24 protein-coding genes and 2 pseudogenes are annotated in these 24982 nt (G+C 44.2%); 12 read left to right on the top strand and 14 right to left on the bottom strand.

The features are described 5' to 3' along the window. Positions 1–173 precede the first annotated feature (173 nt). From glyA to aroQ, 5 genes are all read left to right on the top strand, one after another. Complete coding sequence (glyA, locus tag K4A83_RS00575) at positions 174–1457, top strand: serine hydroxymethyltransferase (protein ID WP_265262426.1); 1284 nt, start codon at positions 174–176, stop codon at positions 1455–1457. A gap of 139 nt (positions 1458–1596) precedes the next feature. Next, on the top strand, positions 1597–2649 hold the full coding sequence (locus tag K4A83_RS00570; protein WP_265262425.1) for a glycosyltransferase family 4 protein: 1053 nt from the start codon (positions 1597–1599) through the stop codon (positions 2647–2649). Positions 2650–2664: 15 nt separating this feature from the next. Beyond that, positions 2665–3921, top strand: coding sequence for a competence/damage-inducible protein A (locus K4A83_RS00565; protein WP_265262424.1), 1257 nt, complete (start codon positions 2665–2667; stop codon positions 3919–3921). Between the two features lie 191 nt (positions 3922–4112). After that, positions 4113–4256: a hypothetical protein gene (locus K4A83_RS00560; RefSeq protein WP_265262423.1), complete on the top strand. Its 144-nt coding sequence runs from the start codon at positions 4113–4115 to the stop codon at positions 4254–4256. A 285-nt stretch (positions 4257–4541) separates the two neighbouring features. Next, positions 4542–5006 (top strand): type II 3-dehydroquinate dehydratase, encoded by a 465-nt coding sequence (gene aroQ, locus K4A83_RS00555; protein WP_407809767.1) that lies wholly within the window; start codon positions 4542–4544, stop codon positions 5004–5006. 47 nt (positions 5007–5053) lie between these two features. Here the strand turns inward: aroQ and K4A83_RS00550 are convergent, their stop codons facing one another. From K4A83_RS00550 to K4A83_RS00490, 13 genes are all read right to left on the bottom strand, one after another. Further along, complete coding sequence (locus K4A83_RS00550) at positions 5054–5938, bottom strand: hypothetical protein (protein ID WP_265262421.1); 885 nt, start codon at positions 5936–5938, stop codon at positions 5054–5056. After that, positions 5935–6357 (bottom strand): hypothetical protein, encoded by a 423-nt coding sequence (locus K4A83_RS00545; RefSeq protein ID WP_265262420.1) that lies wholly within the window; start codon positions 6355–6357, stop codon positions 5935–5937. The genes K4A83_RS00550 and K4A83_RS00545 overlap by 4 nt, the downstream gene beginning before the upstream one ends. Then, positions 6354–7349 carry a type III-B CRISPR module RAMP protein Cmr4 gene (cmr4, locus tag K4A83_RS00540; protein WP_265262419.1) on the bottom strand — a complete coding sequence of 332 codons (996 nt, stop codon included), beginning with the start codon at positions 7347–7349 and terminating at the stop codon, positions 6354–6356. The genes K4A83_RS00545 and cmr4 overlap by 4 nt, the downstream gene beginning before the upstream one ends. A gap of 8 nt (positions 7350–7357) precedes the next feature. Further along, positions 7358–10210: a CRISPR-associated protein Csx11 gene (locus K4A83_RS00535; RefSeq protein ID WP_265262418.1), complete on the bottom strand. Its 2853-nt coding sequence runs from the start codon at positions 10208–10210 to the stop codon at positions 7358–7360. 90 nt (positions 10211–10300) lie between these two features. Further along, complete coding sequence (locus K4A83_RS00530; RefSeq protein ID WP_265262417.1) at positions 10301–10651, bottom strand: nucleotidyltransferase domain-containing protein; 351 nt, start codon at positions 10649–10651, stop codon at positions 10301–10303. A 95-nt stretch (positions 10652–10746) separates the two neighbouring features. Further along, complete coding sequence (locus K4A83_RS00525) at positions 10747–11091, bottom strand: nucleotidyltransferase family protein (RefSeq protein ID WP_265262416.1); 345 nt, start codon at positions 11089–11091, stop codon at positions 10747–10749. 28 nt (positions 11092–11119) lie between these two features. After that, complete coding sequence (locus K4A83_RS00520; protein ID WP_265262415.1) at positions 11120–12334, bottom strand: RAMP superfamily CRISPR-associated protein; 1215 nt, start codon at positions 12332–12334, stop codon at positions 11120–11122. Positions 12335–12343: 9 nt separating this feature from the next. Next, a complete protein-coding gene (locus K4A83_RS00515) occupies positions 12344–12925 on the bottom strand; it encodes a Uma2 family endonuclease (protein ID WP_265262414.1) in 582 nt (193 codons plus the stop codon). 35 nt (positions 12926–12960) lie between these two features. Then, positions 12961–13296 carry a XisI protein gene (locus K4A83_RS00510; protein ID WP_265262413.1) on the bottom strand — a complete coding sequence of 112 codons (336 nt, stop codon included), beginning with the start codon at positions 13294–13296 and terminating at the stop codon, positions 12961–12963. Positions 13297–13378: 82 nt separating this feature from the next. Then, the gene (locus tag K4A83_RS00505; RefSeq protein WP_265262412.1) at positions 13379–14140 is read right to left on the bottom strand and encodes a hypothetical protein; all 762 of its coding nucleotides are present in this window, start codon (positions 14138–14140) and stop codon (positions 13379–13381) included. Positions 14141–14142: 2 nt separating this feature from the next. Beyond that, positions 14143–15360, bottom strand: coding sequence for an ATP-binding protein (locus K4A83_RS00500; RefSeq protein ID WP_265262411.1), 1218 nt, complete (start codon positions 15358–15360; stop codon positions 14143–14145). Positions 15361–15373: 13 nt separating this feature from the next. Next, positions 15374–16522 carry a type III-B CRISPR module RAMP protein Cmr1 gene (gene cmr1 / locus K4A83_RS00495; protein ID WP_265262410.1) on the bottom strand — a complete coding sequence of 383 codons (1149 nt, stop codon included), beginning with the start codon at positions 16520–16522 and terminating at the stop codon, positions 15374–15376. Between the two features lie 94 nt (positions 16523–16616). Continuing rightward, positions 16617–17342, bottom strand: coding sequence for an energy-coupling factor ABC transporter ATP-binding protein (locus tag K4A83_RS00490; RefSeq protein ID WP_265262409.1), 726 nt, complete (start codon positions 17340–17342; stop codon positions 16617–16619). A 311-nt stretch (positions 17343–17653) separates the two neighbouring features. Between K4A83_RS00490 and glpX the strand changes: the two genes are divergently transcribed. The 4 genes and pseudogenes from glpX (at position 17654) to K4A83_RS00470 (ending at position 21706) form a co-directional block, all read left to right on the top strand. Then, positions 17654–18691, top strand: a complete 1038-nt coding sequence (gene glpX / locus K4A83_RS00485; RefSeq protein WP_265262408.1) for a class II fructose-bisphosphatase — start codon at positions 17654–17656, stop codon at positions 18689–18691. Between the two features lie 155 nt (positions 18692–18846). Continuing rightward, a pseudogene (locus K4A83_RS00480) lies at positions 18847–19131 on the top strand (RNA-guided endonuclease InsQ/TnpB family protein); the annotation flags it as partial. A gap of 177 nt (positions 19132–19308) precedes the next feature. Continuing rightward, positions 19309–20595, top strand: coding sequence for a glutamyl-tRNA reductase (locus K4A83_RS00475; protein WP_265262406.1), 1287 nt, complete (start codon positions 19309–19311; stop codon positions 20593–20595). A gap of 241 nt (positions 20596–20836) precedes the next feature. After that, a complete protein-coding gene (locus tag K4A83_RS00470) occupies positions 20837–21706 on the top strand; it encodes an alpha/beta fold hydrolase (RefSeq protein ID WP_265262405.1) in 870 nt (289 codons plus the stop codon). 490 nt (positions 21707–22196) lie between these two features. Here the strand turns inward: K4A83_RS00470 and K4A83_RS00465 are convergent, their stop codons facing one another. Further along, positions 22197–22796 (bottom strand): superoxide dismutase, encoded by a 600-nt coding sequence (locus K4A83_RS00465; RefSeq protein ID WP_265262404.1) that lies wholly within the window; start codon positions 22794–22796, stop codon positions 22197–22199. A 265-nt stretch (positions 22797–23061) separates the two neighbouring features. Between K4A83_RS00465 and K4A83_RS00460 the strand changes: the two genes are divergently transcribed. The 3 genes and pseudogenes from K4A83_RS00460 to K4A83_RS00450 form a co-directional block, all read left to right on the top strand. Beyond that, positions 23062–23334 (top strand): hypothetical protein, encoded by a 273-nt coding sequence (locus K4A83_RS00460; RefSeq protein WP_265262403.1) that lies wholly within the window; start codon positions 23062–23064, stop codon positions 23332–23334. A gap of 41 nt (positions 23335–23375) precedes the next feature. Then, positions 23376–23909, top strand: a complete 534-nt coding sequence (locus K4A83_RS00455) for a phage tail protein (RefSeq protein ID WP_265262402.1) — start codon at positions 23376–23378, stop codon at positions 23907–23909. A 292-nt stretch (positions 23910–24201) separates the two neighbouring features. Continuing rightward, a pseudogene (locus K4A83_RS00450) lies at positions 24202–24982 on the top strand (hypothetical protein); the annotation flags it as partial.

Raw genomic sequence — 24982 nt, 5'->3', positions numbered from 1 at the left:
TCCCCTGCTCCCTGACTCTCCTACAAGCAGACCATCTCAGCAAGCCCTAAAAATACTCTAAGCAAATCCCAGATAGACCCCTAAGAGCGTTATGATGAAAAGTTCCCACTATAGTCCCTTGGGGGCGAGTCGTCATGTCGGCGCTCTCAATAAACCTTAAGTCAAAAGCAACTATGAGCAGAACCAATTTAGATTTCTTAGCTGAAAGTGATCCTCGGGTAGCTGAAATTCTGAATCTAGAACTCCAACGCCAACGGGATCACCTAGAATTAATTGCCAGTGAAAACTTTACTTCGGCGGCTGTCCTCGCAGCACAAGGTTCCGTCTTAACCAACAAGTATGCCGAAGGTCTACCCGGGAAACGCTACTATGGCGGCTGTGAATTTATTGACCAAGTGGAACAGTTAGCCATTGACCGGGCTAAAGAACTATTTGGGGCTGCCAGTGCTAATGTTCAGCCCCACTCCGGCGCTCAAGCTAATTTTGCGGTGTTCCTGACCCTGTTAAACCCCGGTGACACCATTATGGGGATGGACTTGTCCCACGGGGGGCATTTAACCCACGGGTCCCCGGTGAATGTGTCGGGGAAATGGTTCCGGGTGGTGCAGTATGGGGTGAGTCCTGAAACCGAACAGTTAGATTATGAGAGTATTCGGGCGATCGCCAAAAAAGAACAACCCAAGTTAATCATCTGCGGTTATTCCGCCTATCCCCGGATCATTGACTTTGCCAAGTTCCGGGAAATTGCTGATGAAGTTGGGGCCTATTTAATGGCCGATATTGCCCACATTGCGGGGTTAGTCGCCACCGGACACCACCCCAACCCCATCCCCCATTGTCATGTCGTCACCACCACCACCCACAAAACCCTCCGAGGCCCACGGGGAGGCTTAATCCTCACCGGAGATGAAGAGTTAGGCAAAAAACTAAATAAAGCCGTATTCCCCGGCACCCAAGGCGGCCCACTAGAACACGTTATCGCCGCCAAAGCGGTTGCTTTTGGAGAAGCCCTCAAACCCGAATTTAAGACCTATTCCGGTCAGGTGATTGCCAATGCCCAAGCCCTCGCGGCCGGGTTAGTCCAACGGGGCTTTAAAATCGTCTCCGGGGGCACCGATAACCATTTGATGTTAGTAGACCTGCGTTCCATTGGCATGACCGGGAAACGGGCGGATCAGTTAGTCAGTGGGGTGCGCATCACGGCCAATAAAAACACCGTTCCCTTTGACCCCGAATCTCCTTTTGTCACCAGTGGGTTACGCTTAGGTTCTCCGGCTATGACCACCCGGGGGATGGCTGAGGCGGAATTTACCGAGATTGCCAATATTATCGCCGATCGGCTGTTGAATCCTGACGATGAGACGGTGGCCGAAGATTGTCGCCGTCGGGTGGGGGCGCTGTGCGATCGCTTCCCCCTCTATGATCATTTACGGATTCCCGTACCTGCTTTAGCTTAAACTCCCCTAAACTCCTGACTTTGCCCCTCCTTAACCCTCCAAGCTATCCCAAAAAAGTAACAAATTTACCGGATTACTCTAGGCTAAGGAGGGGAATTTATTGTAGACTTTGCCTGATCCCATTAGGTGTACAATCCAGATGCCTCTCCATCTGTATCATTTGATTGCCTTCCTTGTTTCTGCGATTGTTGTCCTATGGAGTACACCAGTCGTCAAAACCATTGGGCTAAAACGCGGTCACGTTGACCACCCCAACGAAGAACGGAAAGTCCATGAGCGGCCAATGGTTCGCTTAGGGGGCATTGCCATTTTTACGGGGACGGCGGTAGCCCTATGTTTGGTTTGGCTTTTAGGGGGGTTTGAAGTTCTCCCCCAAGACAAAGGAGATATCATCGGCCTGATTGTCGGGGGTGTTGGTTTTTTCTTAATTGGACTGACGGATGATTTATTCAGTCTCGGTCCCGGGCCTCGCTTACTGATGCAGGTGGTAGTGGCAACTGTAGCCTGGGTGTTGGGAGTTCAAATTGATTTTCTCTCCATTCCCTTTGATGGGTTAGTCCAGATTGGTTGGCTCAGTTTACCCGTGACGGTGATTTGGTTAGTGGGAATGGCCAATGCCATTAACTGGATTGATGGCCTAGATGGGTTAGCCGCCGGAGTCTCCGGGATTGCGGCGGTGGTGATGTTGGTGGTATCCCTGTTTATGCAGCAGTCGGCGGCGGCATTGATTGCGGCTGCCCTAGCGGGGGGAGCTTTAGGCTTTCTGCGCTATAACTTCAACCCCGCTCAGATTTTTATGGGCGATGGGGGGGCCTATTTTATGGGCTTTGTCCTGGCTGGGGTGGGGGTGATTGGTTTGGTCAAAACCACGGCCGTGACGGCGGTAGTGCTGCCCTATTTGATTTTAGCGGTGCCGATTTTGGATATGTCGGCGGTGATTATCTCCCGCATTAGTCAGGGAAAATCGCCCTTTTTGTCCGATAATCGACATCTGCACCATCGTTTGCTCAATGCCGGGATTTCCCAACGTTTAACGGTTTTGTTTATTTACTGTCTGACTCTGTGGGTGGGCAGTTTAGCCCTCGCCTTCTCTGGGATTCCCAGTGGGGAAGCCTATGCGATGGGCGCAACAGCATTATTAGCCTATGTGGGGTGGCAGGTTTGGCGCAATACTCGGGCAAGTCGGTCTTAAAGGGTGAGAAAGGGTATGAGTGCAGAAATTATTTGTGTGGGAACCGAATTATTGCTGGGGGATATTCTCAACAGTAATGCCCAGTATTTAGCCAAGGAGTTGGCGCGTTTGGGCATTCCTCACTACTATCAAAGCGTGGTGGGGGATAATCCGGGGCGCATTCATCAGGTTTTGGAAATGGCGATCGCCCGTTCCTCGATTTTGATCTTCACCGGAGGCCTGGGCCCCACCCCCGATGATTTGACCACGGAAACCATTGCCGAGTTTTTCCACACCCCTTTAATCGAACATCCCGAAGTCTTACAAGATATTACGGAAAAATTTGCCATGCGACGGCGGGAAATGACCCCCAACAATCGCAAGCAAGCCCTCCTCCCCCAAGGGGCGGCCGTGTTACCTAATCCCAGTGGCACCGCACCAGGTATGATTTGGCAACCTAAACCGGATTTAACTCTCCTCACCTTTCCGGGGGTGCCGTCGGAAATGCGCCGTATGTGGCAGGAAACGGCGGTTCCCTTTTTACAAGCCCAAGGTTGGGGTAAACAGATTATTCATAGTCGTTTATTGAGGTTTTGGGGCATTGGTGAGTCTACTTTAGCGACGAAAGTGGCGGATTTCTTTGACTCCCCTAATCCCACCGTCGCCCCCTATGCGTCGGCCGGAGAAGTGCGCTTACGGGTATCCGCTAAGGCTCCCTCGGAAGGGGAAGCCATTCGATTGATTGAACCTATTGCCGCCCAAATTCAAGCCATTGCGGGAGCGGATTATTTTGGCCATGATGAGCAAACCTTAGCCACGGTGGTGGGAGAATTATTGCGCGATCGCCAGCAAACTCTCTCAGTCGCTGAATCTTGCACCGGAGGCGGTCTAGGAGAAATGTTAACCCAAGTCGCGGGCAGTTCTGACTACTTTCAGGGGGGCGTGATTAGCTACGCCAACACCGTTAAAACCCAGCTTTTAGGGGTGAGTCCTGAACTCTTGAACCAACTCGGGGCCGTCAGTGAACCCGTCGCTAAACAAATGGCCCTCGGCGTGCAGAAACAACTGGGCAGCGACTGGAGTTTAAGCATTACAGGCATTGCCGGCCCCGGGGGGGGAAGTGATCATAAACCAGTGGGGTTAGTTTATATTGGGTTGGCGGCCCCCAACCAAACGGTGGATATCTTTGAGTATCGTTTTGGTCAGGAACGCGATCGCGCCACCATTCGCTACATGAGCGCCTGTAACGCCCTTGACCGTCTCCGCCGAAAATTACTAGATTCCCCCTCCTAAGTCTAATCTCCTAGTCATTGGGTTCGATTTTTTTTTAGCTGTGCTATGCTAGAAAGTAAGCAGACTAAGCTCGGTAAGGAATCTATACAATTACTTTCTGTGGTAGTTGTGCCGATTCTTTTGAGAATCCCGCCCATCTAGCTGGTGGGAGTAGCTAATGATAAGTTAGTCTTACAGGAGCATTCTTTTCAATGGACTATGTAGAAAAGGTTTTAGAAAAGATTAGAGAGTGGGCGCGCCGCCTCATCGAATCTTTATTAGGCCCTGAAGCAGAACCAGAACCTGAGTTAATTCCGATTCCTGTTAACGAGCCTCGGCGACCTCGGCACAGATAACCCCAACCCAGCACCCATAACCCCCTATTCTGGGTTAAATTTCTCGGTGATCCTCGCTAGTGCAAGTCAATTGCAACCCAAGTGAAGCAAGAGGTTAGATTTTTTCTGGTAGATTTTTTTCTGCCTTGCACCTTCTTTTAACTTGTGGACTCCGATTGTATTTGTCTTGGAAATCAAGAGAGTTCCAATCTACTGGCTGACTGACTCAAACAGAACGGCTATAGTTTTGCTTGGGTCATTTTGAGTGAGCCGTTTCTTTTCCGTGCCAAATCACCCCTTCTGATGATGACAGAATCCCCGTTAAGCATTTTAACTCTGCACGGGCCGAACTTAAACCTATTGGGTCAACGAGAACCGGGCATTTACGGTCAACTGACCCTAGCCAAAATCAACGAGTTATTGCAGCAAGAAGCCGAGGCATTAGGTGTCACCCTTACCCCTTATCAATCCAATCACGAAGGCTCCTTAGTCGATGCCATTCAATCCGCCCTCGGCCAATATTCCGGCATTCTCATCAACCCGGGGGCTTATACCCATACCAGCGTCGCCCTACGAGATGCCTTGTTAGCCGTTCAACTACCCACCGTAGAAGTCCATTTAAGCAACATTTACCGTCGCGAAGAATTCCGCCATCACTCCTACATTGCACCCGTCGCCATTGGTCAAATTAGCGGCTTTGGGGCCGAGAGTTATCGTTTAGGTTTACACGCCTTAGTGCAGCATTTAAAGACCGCAGCCAGTCCCAATTGACAGCAATTGAATAAGTTTGCTGAACAGTCCAGTGAAGCAGACTAAATCTAATGCCCAATCCAAACCCCTAAACGCTTAATTTTAAAAGACATAGAGCCATTAACCACCGTCCCCGGAGTCCAACACATCCCCGAAAAAGCCACAGACTCCCCTGCTTTTTTGGCTTCTTGCCACTCCCGTCCCACCAACGGTTCAATCTCCCCTTGGGCTGATACATTCTCGGTTTTTGTGTGGGCTAACAGGGAGCTATTTTCTGAAACTTGAATCACAATAGAGTTATTTTCTACTTGCCAAGTATAGTTTTCTGAATCAAACAAACGATGATTATAGCCATCATGTTCATCGGTAATCTTTTTGATTTCAATTAGCCGCATATCTCCCCAACCATAACCCCGTTCGCCACCCATTTGTAGACGCTGACAAGCTAATTGCCACGGTAGATCAGACCCTTCTTTTTGAAACAGATAACCCACCAAATAAACCTGTTGCCCACCATCTAAGGTGCGCGGAGAAATAAACTCCACTTCATGCAATAATCCTTTAAACTCCACTTCATGCAATAATCCTTCTTCTGCTGCTTGTTGGTGATAAACTAGAGCGGTGCTGGCATAACTACTCAGAAAGCGGCGACGAAACAAGCTTTCATTGTCCCACGGCCACTGTATTTGATAATCTTGATTTTCTGGTTTAAGGGCAGGATAAAAATAAGTGAAAGCTAACTCTTGATCAACTTTGTCGCTACAACATTTATACTGTTTTGAATTTGTCGCTGGGCCATCTGTTGCATCACGAGTTAAACGCATGGTCAGCGCACCCCAAAGGTTGCGTCCGGTGATGTAGGGACGAGTTCGTTGCACATTCCCCACTTTGCCACAACCAATATGCAGAGGTGATTTTAGCTTAAAGACAACGCGATAGGCAATCCAAGTCACGGAGTTTCCTCCTGTTGCTGAGAATTGGTTGATTTTTCTGCAACCTGTCGAGCTTTTGCCCCATAGCGGGCATAGATTAGCATTTGCTCTAGGGTTTCTTTGGTGAGTAATAGGCGTTCTAAATTTTGAGTAACATTATTGGTAATATGTTTTAAGACAGCATCAGGACTCAAATCATGAGGTTTATTCCATCCAAAATTCAGGTCTTGTAACAGATTTAGTATTTCTGAAACAACAACTTTACCATTCTCTTTTTCTTTGGCAAGGAGATAAAGGAAACAAGCATAAACCCCATTTTCTTGTAAAACACCCAAGGTTTTAGTGACTGTATTTTCTATGTCACTCGCTTTTTGACTTTGGGTATTCGTAATAATTGATTGTGCGTGTTTTGCCGCGAGGCGATCAAGGTTCGTGGTCATGCTTCACCTCCAGCATTTGAAGCTTGTTGTTTAGGTAATAACTCATCAATCCCTACAGTCACTGAATCACCAATCATTGCCATCCTTCCAAACCCCCGCGTTCCCATGCCCCCAACTCCTAACCATTCAATCATCTTAAATCCTGCTTTTACTACGCATAAAGGACAATTCCAAGGTTCTCCCGGCAAAGGATTATTTTTTCCTGTTTTATCAGGCTTTGGATTAGGAAATGCTTGACGGTAATCATCTAAAACTACTTCTGCGGTGAGGAATGTAGCGCGGGGGATGGCTTCGTAGGTGAATAATTTGCCTTCATCGGCTGCACCTGTTTCTGGGTCAATGGCTACAGAGGTGCGGACTTCTAAATTGCTATTCACAATTTGGCTAAACAGAGCATCTTTGACAATAACAATTTTTTTGCTAATGGCTTTGTAGCGGGTTTCATTTTGCCATTGAGGAGGTGCTTCTATTTCTGCTTTTGTCTCAGCAACATTAAGCATTAACCAACCTAAATTTAAAGGATCGCTACGTTTCCAATTAAGCAAAACTTGTTCTGTTTGGCATTGCGTGGGTGATGTAGTGGGTGATGTAACTGTAAAACCTGATTCTTCTAAACGCTCTAACGTACTCACCCAAACCGGGCCAACCATTGAATGAACAGGAAACAGTAAAATATGAGCATCAAAAATATTGACAACTCCAGAACAAATATCTTGACCTTTGATATAGCCAAAGGTATAACAAACAGGATTTTCCGCAATATCACCTGTAACATTATTATGGCTTTGACCAGCCGCTTCGGGGGTTTCATATAACTGTGCTGCATAGGAGCGGGCTGCACCATGTAAACTTGTACCAGGAATTTTGGGGATTTTTGTACCGGGTTCGCGGACAATGCTATTATCCACTCGCCCCAAGCGATAGCCCCCTGTGCCGATATGTACGGGGTCGAGGGTCATAAATAGATAACGTTGTCGTTTGTAGGTTGCCATAGGTGGTTTTATCGCTCCTTGAGGATTTCCATATACAAGTCTGCTATATCTGCCAGTTCGCCCCGCACTCCCGCGTCAATGAGTTGCTGACGTTCTGACTCTGAGAAACTAACCCAAGGCTGATCTTTAGGCCATGCTGCATTGGCAAGAGTATCCTTCACAAACTGCTTAAATGTATCATCTGTCCATGATGGTTCTAACTTGTCGCCATGCCACTTTTCGCGGGTGGCTTCGATGGTGTGAATCACTTGATGACGTTGGGAAGTTTGGAGCTTTTTAAGCATATCCCAAAGGGTTTGTAAACGGTCTAGGTCTTCGAGGTAGAAGGGGCGTGTGGGACGGGGACGACGACCTGTTTTTTTATCGTAGTGAATTTCAAAGCGGCGGGCGGTGCTGTCGAGGTATTCAAAGTCAAAGGTCGAGGAGGTGAAATAAATTTTATCATCTTGCTGTAAATCACCAGCATGAACTAACCAGCAGGGTTCAGTTGTACCAGGTCGTTGGCTTTTGATTTTGCGTATTCTTCCATCTACTTCACTATCATCGCTTGTTTTTAGAAAAACATAGGGATACCAATTATCAGGTGTTGTTCCATCTCCCATTTTGTTCGGGACGTGCCAAGTGATTTTATAGTTATCTTGGGTTAACTCCAGAGTAATTGTTTCTGTAAATTGTTGTGTTCCGTTGGCTAATTCCTGTTTTTCAGAGGGTAATTGTCCTTTAGATATTGAATGCACTTTCCAAGTTTTTTGACTGTCAGATTTATAGCTCAACATTTGCCGTCCTGCATCTAAGGCAGACCGCAGAGGGGTACGGCGATTAAAATACACAACACCGAGATGTAGGGGGAGACGGTTGCGAACTTTTCCCATTTCAATTTCATATTTTGTTTTTATTGCCTTAACCACATCAAGAGATTTTTCGGCTGGCACAAGAGCCATAAAGTTGCTTGGTTCTGTCAATATAGGAATAGCAGTAGAGTAAGCAATATCTTGATGTTCAGTTTTAATAATTCGTCGATCTACTAATAAGTTTTGGTTTCGTTGGTTAGCATCAGAGTCACGTAATACAATTGAACGATTACCGTTAACAAATTGAGACTGAATATAATCTTCTACAAAAATTGCTCCGGTGGCTGGATCTGCAAATATTTCTCGTTTAGCCTGGAGTTGACGGGCAGTATAGCTTAAATTGTCAGTTGAAATTAAGTATCCACCTGTTCTATCTGGCTGCGGTGGATACCAAGCTACACTCAATTTTACGTTACCTAAGTCAAGTTCATAGACATGAAAAAGACCTAAATTTGTTGGCATTTTATCAAGATAGAAAATTAGGCGACGACGACTATCAGATAGTAGTTGATTAAAATCTTTTCTAATTTCTATCCAAAATCGGCGAGTTGTTTCCCAAATACGACGGATGCGACTAAAAGATGGATTTTTTACTGAAGTTGTTACACCGGAACTCGGAGGGTTCAAAATGAGTGATTCAACTAATTGACCACTTAGCCAATCTTCCAAATTAAACTGACCAATAATTAATGCTAATCTTGCATTTGTATCAGCAACTTCATCAATCCAGATTGTATCTTCAGCTTGTTGAGTAGCCCAAAGTTGAGATCGATCAAGTCGTCGCCTTTCACAAATATCACAAACTTTACGCGATACAAGTTTCTGAGAATTTCCTTGTGGTCGCATTCCGCAAACTGTGCAAACATCAGCAGCCTTGTATTGATCTATTCCATTTTGAGGCCAGAATTGTTTAATTTCTTCAGGTAATAGTGGTGAAACAATAGATTTTTTAAGAATTTGACCAATGGGAGGAATTTCATCTTGAGGTAGTTGTCCTGCTTGTTGCTTTGATTGATAATCAGGATCTTGCCCCCACCAAGAGTTATGATCTAGCTCTATGATTGGTTTTAGTTCTCCACCTAGTTTTAAGCTTGGATCATTTTTTAATGTACCTTGTTTAAATTCTTGCAGAATTAAATCTCGAATTTTTTCATTCCTTTGATTAGTTGAATTTAAAAGATCCGGTAAATCATATACCACAAAAATACTTCTGCTTTCATCTCGATAAACTTCATTCCCTAGTGAATATTCTATCTCCAGTAAATTACGCACATTGTTAAAAGAATTTTTCAACAGTTCTTTTCGGCTTAATAAGTCGGGAAGTCTTGACACTTTTGTAATAAAGTCAAGTCCGTTTACTTGAATAGTTAATAACCGCCAGCGTAGATTTTGAGCTTGTGCAGTATTACCTGATAATAACGCACCGGCAATAGCCGCTTTATACAGTGCGCCTACAAGTGTTCCCCAGTCCCATAAACTGATTTCATTAATAGGACGGCGTGTATCTGCACCAACTTGGATAAATAATTCACTAACTTTTTTGATAAAATTTTGTCGCTCACTTTGAGAATAACTTGCTAATTTTATCCAGGGTAAACTCCAAAGCTGATTAGTTAGATCATTAGGGATATCTTGCTCAAAACCAAATGGGGAACTAATTGTTACGCCTGGATAGTTTTGTTCACCACCATGAGGCTCTTGCTTGTCAAAGTGGGCTGTATTGTGGCAACGAGATAAATAATTAGGTAAATAATTGCAGCTTGTATCTGATTTTTTATGAATTAATCTTATAAATTGACAGCTATCGCCTATTAAATTAATATTGATACTGTTTAAAGTAGGAAAATGATTACTGAGTTGATCCCAACTCAATCCATTTTGTCCGCTTAAATTAGCTGCCTGTACCTTGAGTTGCTCATCAGAACATTTACGATAGTCATGCAACCAACCAATTGCTTCAGCCAACAAAATTGCATCGCGATTATTTACAAGTATATCAAGTTGGTTCATGCTTGACCTCCACTATGTAGATGCTTTGCTAATTGGTGCTTCCAATTCCATAAACCTTGCCAATCTTCATGAGCAAAAGCTAACCAGTGATCATATTCTTTGCTCATACAATACCTTGCCTTTACCTACAATCTCATGTCGGACAAAAGCCCGATTTTGACACAACTGCTCAAACTCACTGGGAGTATAAACCAAAACATCTAACCCCACCCGTGGCTGAAGTAATTTTATTACTTCTTTAGTCCGATCTAAAAAACGCTGACTTGTTTCTTTGATAATCACTAAATCAATATCTGACCATTCATGAACTTGCTCTGTAGCCATTGAGCCAAATAGTAAAATTAATTTGGGTTGATAAAAATTCTGCAATAGTTCTAAATAGCGATTAAGTTCCGTTAAAAGCAATTGCTGACGATCATTTTTAGTCTCTATAGTAAGCATACTTACCCCCTGATTGAGTTAAATGTTTGAAGTAGGCATTGGGTGCGATCGCTCATAATGATTCATCCTGCTTCGGTAACAAAGGTTCTAAATCTCTATTTGCTGTCATAAATAACCTGAGATGATGAAAGAATATTTTGTTTTCTTAGCCAATTGTGATTTTGCTCAACAGTAGACTTATTGACTAAATCAACCTTGCGACACAGCAATTTCTCTAGTTCCTCTTCAGCACCCATTAAATCAACTAATCTCCATTGAATATTAGGTTTAAGAACATATACAAAATCTACATCACTATCATTATTAAAATCATCACGTAAAATAGATCCAAACACTGATAATTGAGCAATTTGCCAGCGTTGACAAAAGATTTCTATAGCGTCCATTGGTAGCAATATTGCTAATTTTTTAACTGTATTTTTTGGTGTTTTAATCATCATACCCGTGAACTATTTATATAAACTTAGTTTACTGATTTTCAGTTAAGTTTTTGATTATTTGTTGAGCGCGATCGCCCAATTCACTCAAACTATTAAAACTTTGTGAGGTTATTAAGTCTGAGTTAGATGCAACTCTCTGCCGATTTTCTTCATACCATTGTTTAACTTTTTTATAAAGTGTAGAATTATGTGGTTTATTTTGCTTTTGCAGAAACTTTTTATATTGTGACTCACTTTTAAAACTTCCATCATCGTTCAGAAAATCTTGCTTTAAACTTCCATCATCATTCAAAAACTCTTTCTGTTCAGGTGAAACTTGTATTTTCTTCAACTCTGGTATCTCAGCGCGAATTGTTAACTTTCCTGGACTATAAAGTTGATCGTCCACAACCCCAAAACCACTACTGGTTTTTGCCCCAAAACCATAAACTGTGAGCATCGCTTTTATCCCTTGCACCAACAATTCTAAATCCTGAAACACTTGGGGTTCATCCACTTTACCCAATGGAACATAGAGAACAACAAACTCACCTTTGGCATCTTTGGGAACACATTCTAAATAAATCGGTCCCCGTGCAGAAGTTCCTTTTTTTCGATCGTGTGGGTTAATAACCTCTAAACTAAGCTTATCAAAAAAAGTGGGGTAAAAGTAAAGACGACCCGAAAAAAATCCTGTTGGAGATACATAACGTCTGACATATCGCTTATACCAGATTGCCAGCTTTTGATCACCCAAATTGTCCAGGTAACTTTCACATTTTTTCAGGTCTATCTCAAATCCTTTTTCAGTCCCAAAAATTCGCCCAATACTAATTCGTTTGGCTACAAATTCTTTCTTGTACTGATGTTGTGTTTTTACCTGCTCATCTAAACTACACCACCACTCAGCAAATTGTTGAAACATCGCCATCTGTAACGCCCCTTTCCAGCTACTAGGAGCAACCATTGGAACTTGAAACACCTTGTCTTTGCGGACGGGGTTATCAAGGATGTGGAAGGTGCGATCATCTTTACTCAAATAGGGTTTTTGTAGTTTGAATGGTACACGCAGCATAAAGCTGAGTGCTGGTAAATTGACAAGAATATCAGAAGAGTTAGGAATAAACTCAAATTGATTAAAGTCTAGGTCAGTATCAATTTTTTCATACTTATCTCGCCATTGTGATAAATATTGTTTCTTATCTTTAGCAAACATAGCTTTTTGCAGCCAAGAATCTTTAGTTGCTGAATATTCATATTGCATTAAACACCTCTATACCTCTTGTATCCTAACACCTTCATAAATTTCTACTAAACTAATCGAATAATCAATTGATGTAAAAACTAAAGACTGTTGTACTTCTTGGTATTCCTTGAGTAACCAATACCCCTCTACCGTTTTGCTAAACTGCTTAACATGAAACTGATATTGATCAATTAACACATACTCTTGAAATTGAGAAATTGTCCGATACGCATCAAATTTATCGCCTTGATCATAATTGCGGGTACTTTTCGACAGCACCTCTATAATCATCTGAGGATTTGTAACGGTATCTGTTCGTTCCCCATAAAAAATAGGCTCTCCTTCAATCAGCATCACATCAGGATAAGTAAATACTTGAGGGGCTGGAATCCACAACCGAACATCACCAATAAATAAATTATAGGGCTGCTGACGCAAAGCCAACTTTAAGTAAACATAAAGATTACCAGCGATTTTATTATGATCAACACTACCTACTGTCATAGGTAAAATTTCCCCATTACGATACTCATTTTTAGAGTCTGCCCTTGTTTCTAACTCTAAATATTCGTCTGGTGTATAACGTTTTGACTGGACTTCAACCATCATTTATCCCTCACTTATTTTATAAGCTGAAAGTGAAACTATCCCACCTCAAATTCAGTAAATTGACGTTTAAAAGGCGAGTGAAAAGCAAGGACAATATCCTGTTTTGGGATGCCCTTTTCTATCAATTCTGTAGCAATTCCGCCCTCTGTGCCATCATGTTGAATCCAGATTTTTTCGTTTTTAATATCGAGATGTAAAATGCAGCCATAAATACGCCGTTTGTTTGACCAGCCCACATGAACCACTTGGTAGCGGTCATTTACTAAGTCAAAAATTGTTTCTGCTTCAACTTCTTCATTACTCGCTTTGATGTTACTATAAGCCTGCAAGAGTTCCTGAACTATTTTCCGATATTGTTCTACTTTTGCCATCGTACAATTACCTCCTCTTCAGGTTCATATACAATCAGATGGACTTGATAGCGTTGGATCAATTTTTTTCTGTTTATTTCAACTAGGCTTGGGGAGAAGAACTGACAAATTCAAAAGCCGAGATTAAAGCAGCAAATACATCCCGAATATCCTCCTCATTGGCATTAGCCATCACTTTTTGAGCAAATACAGCAGGAGAAGTATGCAACTTTAAAATTGCAGCATACAGTCGAACATAATCTTTCGCTTCAACTAAATCATTTTGTCCGTCAGCATTAGCTTTCAGTAAATCAGGAATTTCTTGAGTAATTTTAGCGGAAATTCGTTTTGGTGGGATACTAATTTTTGTTGCTAACTTATTAATTGTTGCTTGGCGGAGTGCTAATTCGAGTACATAATCATCAATTGTGGATTTTATAAAATCTTTTTTCCATTTTTTTGTAGCAATATGCAAGGACAAACGAAAATCAAGATCAATGATTTCTAACATATAAATATTAGGGTAAATAGAGTGAGGTAAAAGGTTGACTGTTGTCTGTATTTCACGTTCAGCGAAGAAAGATTGCAGCACTCCGGTTAAACTTTGGAGAATGCTAGCCTCGGTTTCTCCATCGTGGCTATCCAAATCTCGCAAAATCAAAAAATTGACAGTTTGCTCTTTTAAGATTTCCCGGAGCTTAGTCCGAATTAACTCGTTTAGTTTATCTTTGCCTCCGCTCTCTGCATTAGGTTTCTTTTTGAAATCCGGGTCAAGTGGTACTAAATTTTCAATATTAAGGATTTTTACAATTTTTGAACAAACTTTTTCCTCGGTTTGCCCTTCAGAAATGATTTCTATTTTCATACTCACTTCTCCTGCAATGCAAACTGGAAAGGTGGCTTAAAGTCTTTCCAATTTCTCAGGTCAGATCCAAATTCTAAAGAAGTTTTTAAATCCTTTGGATCAATCCAAATGGTTTGTAATTTTCCCTGAGATAAATTCATTTGAAATACCATTGTTTGTTCAGAATTAAGGTCTTTAGTTTGTAGCATTTGAGCAATGTAAGCAACTAATTCTAGATTGTGAGTTGAGATAAAAACCTGAATGGGTTTATCTTGAATAATTTTGACGACTTCGTTTAAAAGGTTGCCCAAGGTTTGAGGATTTTGGAAGGCTTCGGGTTCTTCCCATAATAAAAGTCCCGGTTCTGCTTCTGTTGCCATTTCTGCCATGACAACGAGGGGAACTAAAAGTTTAAATGCTGCCCTTGCACCATCGCCAAAAGCGTCAATAGAAAGGGCGGGTTTATCTTCACGGGCAATCCAACCTTGTAGACGATCAGGATGACCTGTAATGGGGACAAATTGGACAGTAAACGGGTCTTTAATTTCAAAAATATTGCCAAAGTGTTTGGCAATGCGTTGCGTCCAGCCAGGCACTTCATTGAGGAAGTAGCGATAAAAGGCAATGGGAATATAACTTTTGACCATTGAGGTGTCACAGAAAAAGGTATATTTTGCCGCCGGAGGTTGACCTGCGATTGACCAAACTGCACTCCCTTTATAATAGTAAGTTAAATCTGGATACCAGCAAAATATAGTTCGATTTTTACTTTTGATGTTTTCTGAATTTTGCCAAAGCAATTGAGTAAGTTCTTGATTTTGTTCTGTATCAAATCCGAATAGGAATAAACTATCAGGTGATGGTTTTGATTTACCTAAGTCTAGCTCAAATTCTTGTAATACCGCTTTTAAATCTTTGACTTTTACAATTACAAAAGCATCCTGATCTCTGCTAAAGTTGAGTAAGTCTGCTGAATCGCTATGTTTTCCTGCTATTAAATTTAAAGGGTTGTTACCTAATAAATCTTGATTAACAAGCATAACAGTGTTAGATGATACATCCTGATCTGTTTCCCGGAGTAAGCCGACTTCTTGATTAACCGTACTTGCTAAATAAATAGCTTCCATGACAGCAGACTTGCCGGAATTATTTGCACCCACAAAAATATTAAATTTCCTGAATTTTTGAATTGAGCCAGACTGAATACCTCGAAAATCTTTAATCGTAATATTATTAATCATAATGTCTCCCGATTTAAACTAAGCTGGATATAAAAGATTGTATTTCTTCGTGTGAATGGATTTGCCAAGGATTTTTAAACGGAAATAGATTAAGCTGGGTAGTTTTATAGTCTTGAGCATTTAAACCTAGGGCTTGTAAGTAACTTTGCGGTTGACTTAAATTATTTTGAAATGTTTCCACGATATCACGGCGAAAAACTTTTCCCTCTTTGTCTTGGGGTAAATACATCCACCCTCTAATTTCCCACTCATCTGTATTTTTTAAATGATAAGCCCAGCTAAAAGCGACTTTACCGCGTACCGATCCATCACCTCGAATTGTACCAAAAAGCCAATGAAGTAAAGCGGGTTTAGACCAGTTACACCCATAACGGAGGTGATTTTTTAGGGCGGGACTTGTAGGAATCATTCCATTTTTTGCTAACTTCTGCAATTCTTCCCAACTTTGACGATTCTTTCGCAGTTCCTTAATTCCGGGAACAGTATGCCACCAATTAATATTCTTAGGTGTGAAGCGAAGTTTAAAGAAGGTAAATGTTCTTAGATCAGGAAATTCTGTGATTTTTGTTTGATCGCCACTTGGATAGTTGAAACAAAATGATTCAAGGGTTGGTGCATTGTCAATATTGACTATACGAAAAGCTCCATAACCTAGCTGGGGTTTTGCGCCGAGACTACCATAGGCTTCTAAAACTTTTAATAGAGTATAGAGTTTTGCTAGAGTTTTTGAATCCCCATGAAAATTAAGGGTGAATTCTCCTAACCAACCCGGATTGAGAAACCAGCCACGGGTACGATCTTGGGGGGTTATTTGTAAAGGCTTGTCCCATTTCAGGGTTTCCTGAATATCTGTAATACTGAGTCGAAATTGCCGTTTCCAGCCCGTTGCTCCGAAGATTTGGGAAACATCACAAGTCAATCCACCATCACGCAATTTTTCACGTTGATTGGTTGCTTGAGAGTCACGATATTTTTTGGGATCTAGGCCATTGCGATCGCCTTCTGCCGTCGGATCACACACCTCCCCCCCTACACCCCGCACCAATGCTTCCATCCACCAGCGTAGACTACCGAGAATTCCGGTTTCGTGAAGGCGATCGCACTTGCCCACATCTACCCCACCAGTCCAGAGAGGTGTTAGCGTCTGAATCCTAATCTCCATCAATGAATTAATCCTCCCACAGGGTAGCAATGCTTTGGGTATCCCGTCCCAATTTTAACCAAGGGGACAGGATTTTAGCCGGAGGAGGGGAGCATCACTGGATAGAGGCCAGGGAAGCAGGGACTTCTAGGCTGTTTTGGGTCATGAGAGTGCGATCGCCTAAAATCACCCTAGGATCTCCATCAGCCAAAACTTGACCTTGATTGAGGAGGATAACGCGATCGCACACTTCCAGCAGCAACTCCAAATCATGAGACGAGAGGAGAATCGTTTCCTGAGAACATTGTAAAAACTCAATCAAACGACGACGCGCTGAGAGGTCTAAATTAGCACTAGGTTCATCGTAGAGAACGAGTTGAGGCTGCATGGCTAAAATAGATGCGATCGCCACCATACACTTTTCCCCCCCCGACAGTTGGTGCGGCACCCTATCCGCTAAATGAGACACCCCCGTTGTCGCCAAAGCCCTCGTCACCCGTTGCGCTAACTCCTCCCCCCGCACCCCCATATTTTCCACCCCAAACGCCACATCATCCCACACCGAAGGACAAAATAACTGATCATCGGGATTCTGGAAAACAAACCCAATTTCTGGGCGAAACTGCCCCTTTTGAATCGGTTTTTCCAGCAACCGAATCCCCCCCGATGTTGCCCCCAACACCCCACAAATACACAAAAAAAGCGTCGTTTTCCCCGCCCCATTCGGCCCCACCACCCCCACCCGTTCCCCCGCTTGAATCCTCAAATTTACCCCCGCCAAGGTAGTCGGACGTTGGGGATAAGCAAAACACAAATCAACCACTTCTAGAATCGCAGACATCAGTAGATAGTTAGTATCCTGTAGGCTTTCCGATTCAACCGCCGATGCCTCTAGGTTTAACCCAGCAAGGTCTTACTAGCGCGTCCACAGTCAGAATCCCTGCTTCGGCTTGTAGACTCTCAGTAGCACTTAGATTAACCCATTTTGATGACTCATCGCCATTCATCCCGTCGCTAACGTTCCCTATCGCACCAGGACAACTTGACCCCATTTCAGATAATTGGTACTTGATCCCCCCTTCTGATAGACTGCTTTTTTGAGTGGATCAACCATACACCCGTCAAAAAAGCTGTTAAAAGAGGATAAATTCTGTGGATAGTACACTGGGATTAGAAATTATAGAAGTTGTTGAGAAGGCTGCGATCGCATCCGCCAAATGGATGGGGAAAGGCGAGAAAAACACCGCCGACCATGTGGCTGTAGAAGCGATGCGCGAACGCATGAACCAGATCCATATGCGCGGTCGCATTGTGATCGGGGAAGGGGAACGGGATGAAGCCCCCATGCTTTACATTGGGGAAGAAGTGGGCATTTGTACTCGCGAAGATGCTCACACTTACTGTAACCCCGACGAATTAGTAGAAATTGACATCGCTGTAGACCCCTGTGAAGGTACAAACTTAGTGGCCTATGGTCAAAATGGTTCTATGGCCGTGTTAGCCATTTCCGAAAAAGGCGGTTTGTTTGCCGCGCCAGACTTCTACATGAAGAAATTAGCCGCTCCCCCCGTTGCTAAAGGTCATGTGGACATCAACAAATCCGCCACCGAAAACTTAAAAATCCTCTCCGACTGCATGAATCGTTCCGTTGAGGAATTAGTAGTCGTGGTAATGGATCGTCCTCGTCACAAAGAGTTAATCAACGAAATTCGCCAAGCCGGAGCGCGGGTGCGCTTAATTAGTGATGGTGACGTTTCTGCGGCCTTGTGTTGTGCCTTCTCTGGCAGCAATATCCACGCCCTCATGGGGATCGGTGCAGCACCGGAAGGGGTAATTTCTGCCGCCGCGATGCGTTGTTTAGGGGGTCACTTCCAAGGTCAGTTAATCTATGATCCTGAAGTGGTGAAAACTGGCTTAATCGGGGAAAGCAAAGAAGGGAACCTTGCCCGCTTGAACGAAATGGGCATCACCGATCCCGATAAAGTGTACAACGCCGAAGAGTTGGCCTGTGGTCAAACGGTGCTGTTTGCCGCTTCTGGGATTACTCCTGGCACCCTAATGGATGGGGTGCGCTTCTTCCACGGTGGCGCACGGACTCAAAGCTTGGTGATCTCCAGCCAGTCCAAAACCGTTCGCTTTGTCGATACCGTGCATATGTTCGACAATCCCAAACATATCCAACTCCGTTAGGGAGATTCATCCCAATCCCCCTAAATCCCCCTAAATCCCCCTTTCCAAGGGGGACTTAAACGGGTTTCCCCCCTTTGAAAGGGGGGCTAGGACAGGTTTCCCCCCCTTTCAAAGGGGGGCTAGGGGGGATAAAAGATCCTATGACAAACCTTTTATCTTTTCGACAATGGCTAGAGTATTTTGGCTTTAAATATGGTAAGGCTACGGTAGCAGTACCGCCCCATAATACCAGTCAGAATTGTTCTAATTGTGGAGAAAAGATATTTAAATCTCTATGGACAAGAACCCATGTTTGTCCCCATTGTGGTTATGTAGAAGATAGAGATACCAACGCCGCTATTAACATTTTGAAAAGGGGACTAAGTACGGTAGGGCATACCGGAACTCACGCTTGGGGAGAGATTCCCTCTGGCTTGGTTGGATACGTCCTGCCAAGTTAAGGAAACTCGTTGAACCAAGAATCCCTCGCTTTTAGCGATGGGAGTGTCAAATAGGCTGTATTGGCTCTTGAACATCTTGTCGATTTGTCAAGATTGTTTAAGAAGAGGTTACAGAAACAGACAAACCTTCAAAATATTATCTAGCACAGACAGATAAAACCCTTTAAAACATCATTTATGAATATTGCAGTAGTTGGGCTGAGTCATAAAACAGCACCTGTTGCTGTCCGGGAAAAATTGAGCATCCCTGAAGCGAAGTTAGAAGAGGCGATCGCCCATATCAAATCCTATCCCCATATTGAAGAGGTAGCCATCCTCAGCACTTGTAACCGTTTAGAGATTTATGTGGTGACAAGTGAAAGTGAGCCGGGAGTGCGGGAAATTATTCAATTCTTGTCGGAAATTAGCAACATTCCCCTCTATCAACTGCGCCGACACCTGTTTACCCTGCTCCACCAAGACGCTTTACGCCATCTGATGCGGGTAGCGGCGGGTTTAGATAGTTTGGTGTTAGGAGAGGGGCAAATTTTAGCCCAAGTGAAAACCACCCACAAAAACGCCCAAAAATATAACGGTTTAGGTCGCTTATTAGATCGTTTGTTCAAGCAAGCCATGACGGCTGGGAAACGGGTACGCAGTGAAACCAGTATTGGGACTGGGGCGGTGTCCATTTCTTCGGCAGCTGTGGAGTTAGCCCAAATTAAGAGCGAGGATCTCGCCACAGCGCGGGTAGTGATTATCGGAGCGGGGAAAATGTCCCAGTTATTGGTCAAACATCTGTTAGCCAAAGGGGCCGCCGAGATCACCATTGTGAACCGTTCCCTCAAGCGTTCCAAGGATTTAGCCCAACAGTTCCCCGAGGCCAGTTTAACCCTGCGTCCCCTAGAGGAGATGTTCGAGGCGATCGCACAATCTGACATCACCTTTACCAGCACCTCCGCCACCGAACCCATTTTAGATGCTCAAAACCTCAGCACCTGTTTAACCCAAAACCAGCCCCTGATGTTAATTGACATCTCCGTACCCTTAAACGTCCATAGCAACGTTAAAGACCTAAACAACATTCAATCCTACAATGTGGATGATTTAAAAGCCGTAGTCGCTCAAAACACCATCCAGCGCCGTCAAATGGCACAGGAAGCAGAAGGATTAATAGAAGAAGAAGTAGCCGCCTTTGAGGTGTGGTGGCAATCCCTCGAAACCGTTCCCACCATTAGCAGTTTACGCAACAAAATTGAAGGGATTCGGGAACAAGAACTGGAAAAAGCCCTCTCTCGTTTAGGCAGTGAGTTCGCCGAGAAGCATCAAGAAGTCATCGAGGCACTCACCCGAGGAATTGTGAATAAAATCCTACATGATCCAATGGTACAACTGCGCGCCCAACAGGACATAGAAGCCCGTCGCCGCGCCATTCAGTCCTTACAAATGCTGTTTAATCTAGACCAAGAAGAACAGTATAGTTAGGGTCTGCCGAATAAGGCTCTAATCCCGGGAATAAGGGAGCAGGGGAGAGCGAGAGCGGGGGAGCAGGGGAGCAGGGGAGAGGGGAATTGATAATTGATAATTGACAATTGATAATTGATAATTATTCCCTATTCCCTATTACCTATTCCCCATTCCCTGTTCCCTGTTCCCTAGCCCCACGAGTAGAGTTATTCAGCAAGCCCTAGATAATAATTAATAATGACGCTTTACTGATGACTGAATGAACACCCTCCCTCAAACTTGGCAATGGCAAGGCTATAACATCTGTTATCAACAGTGTGGCACCGGAGAACCCGCCGTTATCCTCATTCACGGCTTTGGTGCATCTTGGGGCCACTGGCGCAAAACCCTCCCCGTCTTAGGTCAAACAATGCGCGTCTATGCCATCGACCTCATCGGTTTTGGAGCATCCGCCAAACCCCACCCCAGCCAACTCAACTATACCTTTGAAACTTGGGCGCAACAAATCGCCGACTTTTGCCAAGAAATCGTACAAACCCCCGTCTTTCTCATTGGGAACTCCATCGGTTGTATCGTCGCCATGCAAACCGCCGTCACCTATCCCGACTGGGTGCGAGGAGTCGCCACCTTGAACTGTTCCCTACGAATGCTACACGAACGGAAACGCCACGAAATCCCTTGGCATCAACAACTGAGTACCCCCATCTTACAGAACCTCCTCCGTCAGCCTTGGTTTGGCTATCGGTTTTTTCACTTTATGGCCCGTCCTCAATTCGTTCGTCAAGCCCTCCTGCAAGCCTACCACCGCCCCGAAGCCGTCACTGATGAGCTTCTCACCCTGTTAATGAAACCCGCCGCCGATGAAGGCGCGGCCGATGTCTTTATTGCCTTCACAACCTACTCTCAAGGCCCACTTCCCGAGGACTTATACCCCATCATGCCCTGTCCTACCCTGATCTTATGGGGAACTGAAGACCCTTGGGAAAAATTCGAGTGGGGTCAAAAATTTGCTGACCTCCCCACCGTGGAAAAATTCATCCCCTTACCCGGAGTAGGTCATTGTCCCCAAGATGAAGCCCCAGAATTAGTCAATCCCATCCTCCAAGAGTGGATTGTCAGTCATAGCTAGGGCTTGTTGAATAAGTCCGGCAGTCGGGAATCCGGAGTCGGGGAGCAGGGGATTTGGGAATCGAGTGTAACTTTGTTCTGTCACTGTGGGAGAGGTAAAATAAAGGGGAGACCCTAAAAAAGGAAAAACTCTGGTCTATCTTTGGAATGACTTTTCTTGTTCCTCTGCCTAGAGTGACAGAAGAGAGATATAGCGCTGCGCGCTACTGTGATTACAGGTTAGAATGAGGTGAGTTGACAAAAATCCCAGGAAACGACTTATGGCGATCGCGTACAGTGAAGACTGCGGTTTTTCAGTACTGTAACTACAACAGCGCGCAGCGCTATAAGTGTAAAAATCACCACAAAAAAACCCGGTTTTTGGCCAAAACATAAACGCCAGAAACCGGGTTTCTTTAGGCACAATGGAACAGTTTACCTGAACTATTCCAACTCACCTACTCTGATCTAACTCTGATCTAAATTTGACGATTAGATCCCGACTCAACACCCTAGGCAGCCGCCAAGTTTTGAGCCACAAAATCCCAATTCACCAAACTGCTTAAGAATGTCTCAATATACTTAGGACGGGCATTTTGGTAATCCAAATAATAAGCGTGTTCCCACACATCCATCGTTAACAGAGGGGTTTGACCTGCCGTCATGGGATTTTCTGCATTTAGGGTTTTTGTCACCTTCAGGGTACCGCCATCCAGCACCAACCAAGCCCAACCACTCCCGAATTGAGTGGCCCCCGCTTTGGCAAATGCTTCTTTAAAGGCATCAAAACTGCCAAAATCTGCCGCGATTTTATCCGCTAAAGCCCCGGTGGGAGTCCCTCCTCCATTGGGTTTTATGCAGTTCCAGTAAAAGCTATGATTCCAAGCTTGGGCGGCATTGTTGAAAAGACCCGCTTTCTCCGGATCCCCTGCAACGGCTTTGATAACCTCTTCAATGCTTTGGCTATCATAGTCAGTCCCTTGAACAGCCGCGTTGTAATTGTTCACATAGGCGGCATGATGCTTGTCATGGTGGAACTCAAGGGTACTTTTAGAAATGTACGGTTCTAAAGCCGTGTAATCGTAGGGTAAAGGGGGTAATTGATAAGCCATGATTGTATTTCTGTGTTCTCTAACGACATCCTACAAGAGGTGTCACCCTCAATGATGCTAGGACTCAGTATATCATGGCTGTTTGTCGCCCATAGCACAGCTTGGGGAATACACCGTAAGGCAGAGATTCTCACAAAATTTATAATCCGTTATCAAAAGAACCCCATTGGCATCCCAGAGAGCAACGTCTCGACTTTTGGCTAGTAGGCTTTCACCGATCCCCTCCCTTACACTGAAGAAAGCCAATTTACTCTTAGGGGGAACTATGGCCAAATTTCCCTTTAAACAGAACAGCAACTGGAAAACTGCCGAAGGACTAACCCAACCCTCCTTAGAACCCCTTGGAGATGCCACAACTCCGGCCGGGTACACTGCCCCAATCGTCCTACAAACCAAGCACTTTGAAAACCTGCCCCGTTTGGGACGGATTGCCCATCAAGTCTTGAATGAACCTAGTGTCATTCGCAAAGTGGGCGATCGCGTTTACGAACTCATGGAGGAGGATCTCCGTTCCCGACGGGAGCGTAGCCAATTTTAGTCACAAGCACCCCATTATATAAAAAAGGATAACACAAAATCATGGTTAATGCAACCAGAATTGTTGAAAATTATGTACAGGAGAATCGATTTTATGTAGTCATGGAGTCACAAATCACCGCTTATTTTAGCGAGTGTTCGGGGTTGAGTATGGACGCAAAACCCAAGAACTTTTTAGAAGGAGGAGTCAATGATCGGGAGCGTTCCCTGATTTCCCCCGCCAAATTCAAACCAATTAAACTAAAACGAGGCGTTACCGATAACTTACTATTTTTACAATGGCTGGCGCAAACTCAGCGCTCCCAAACCTTAGTTAAACCAACTCCCAACAGTTCAGCCGGAATGCGCCGAAATGTCAATATTTTAATCTTTAACCAAGCGGGCGAGATTATGCAAAACTGGACATTAATGGCCGCGTTTCCCATTGGTTGGAAAGCACCATCCTTAAAGGCAAAAGGCAAGGGAGTTGCCTTAGAAGAAATCACCCTATCTTATGAAACCTTAGAAATTTCTAACACTGGTGTAAGTAGTGCCGTTTTCCTCAAGACTCGCAATGAGTTGGGAGATTTTGTTTAAATCGTTTTTACAAAATCCGACAGAATATTACGTCATCTGTATTCCCCATAAACCGCAAATCAAAACCACCAATTACATCCTTTATAGACTCCTGTTATATGACCATGATTTTAAGCTGAAAATATCACTGATTTAATCATCTTTAGCCATGACCACTTCAGAAGCACATCCTCCCTCTTCAATTCTGCCTCCAACAACTCCCATTCAACTAAAAATTGCAGGAGACCCTCCTCTAGGAGTTGAACCTGCAATAGTTGATACTCCCTCATCAGTTGCTTCTGATACTGGTTTTGTGCAGAGACAAGTCGAGACACCTTCAGGGGAAACTCCTATCCAACGGGAAACGACTGGGGATACTTCTACAACTCCATCCCCATCGGAAACACCTACAATTCAGAGAGTAGAGACACCTTCTGGGGATATTCCTATCCAACGGGAAACGACTGGAGAGACTCCGACAATTCAGAGACAAGTCGATACATCTTCAGGAGAAACTCCTATTCAACGGGAAACAGTTGGGGAGACTCCGACAATTCAGAGACAAGTCGATACATCTTCAGGAGAAACTCCTATTCAACGGGAAACAACTGGGGATACTCCGACAATTCAAAGACAAGTTGAGACATCTTCAGGAGAAACTCCTATTCAACGGGAAACGACTGGGGATACTTCTACAACTCCATCCCCATCGGAAACACCTACGATTCAGAGAGTAGAGACACCTTCTGGGGATATTCCTATCCAACGGGAAACGACTGGAGAGACTCCGACAATTCAGAGACAAGTCGATACATCTTCGGGAGAAACTCCTATTCAACGGGAAACAACTGGGGATACTCCGACAATTCAAAGACAAGTTGAGACATCTTCAGGAGAAACTCCTATCCAACGGGAAACGACTGGGGATACTTCTACAATTCAAAGACAAGTTGAGACATCTTCAGGAGAAACTCCTATCCAACGGGAAACGACTGGGGATACTTCTACAACTCCATCCCCATCGGAAACACCTACAATTCAGAGAGTAGAGACACCTTCTGGGGATATTCCTATCCAACGGGAAACGACTGGAG

Source organism: Spirulina subsalsa FACHB-351 (assembly GCF_026130165.1).
Taxonomy (GTDB): domain Bacteria; phylum Cyanobacteriota; class Cyanobacteriia; order Cyanobacteriales; family Spirulinaceae; genus Spirulina_A; species Spirulina_A subsalsa_A.
The sequence above is the reverse complement of the archived record's forward strand: the minus strand, read 5'-3'. Positions and strand labels throughout refer to the sequence as shown.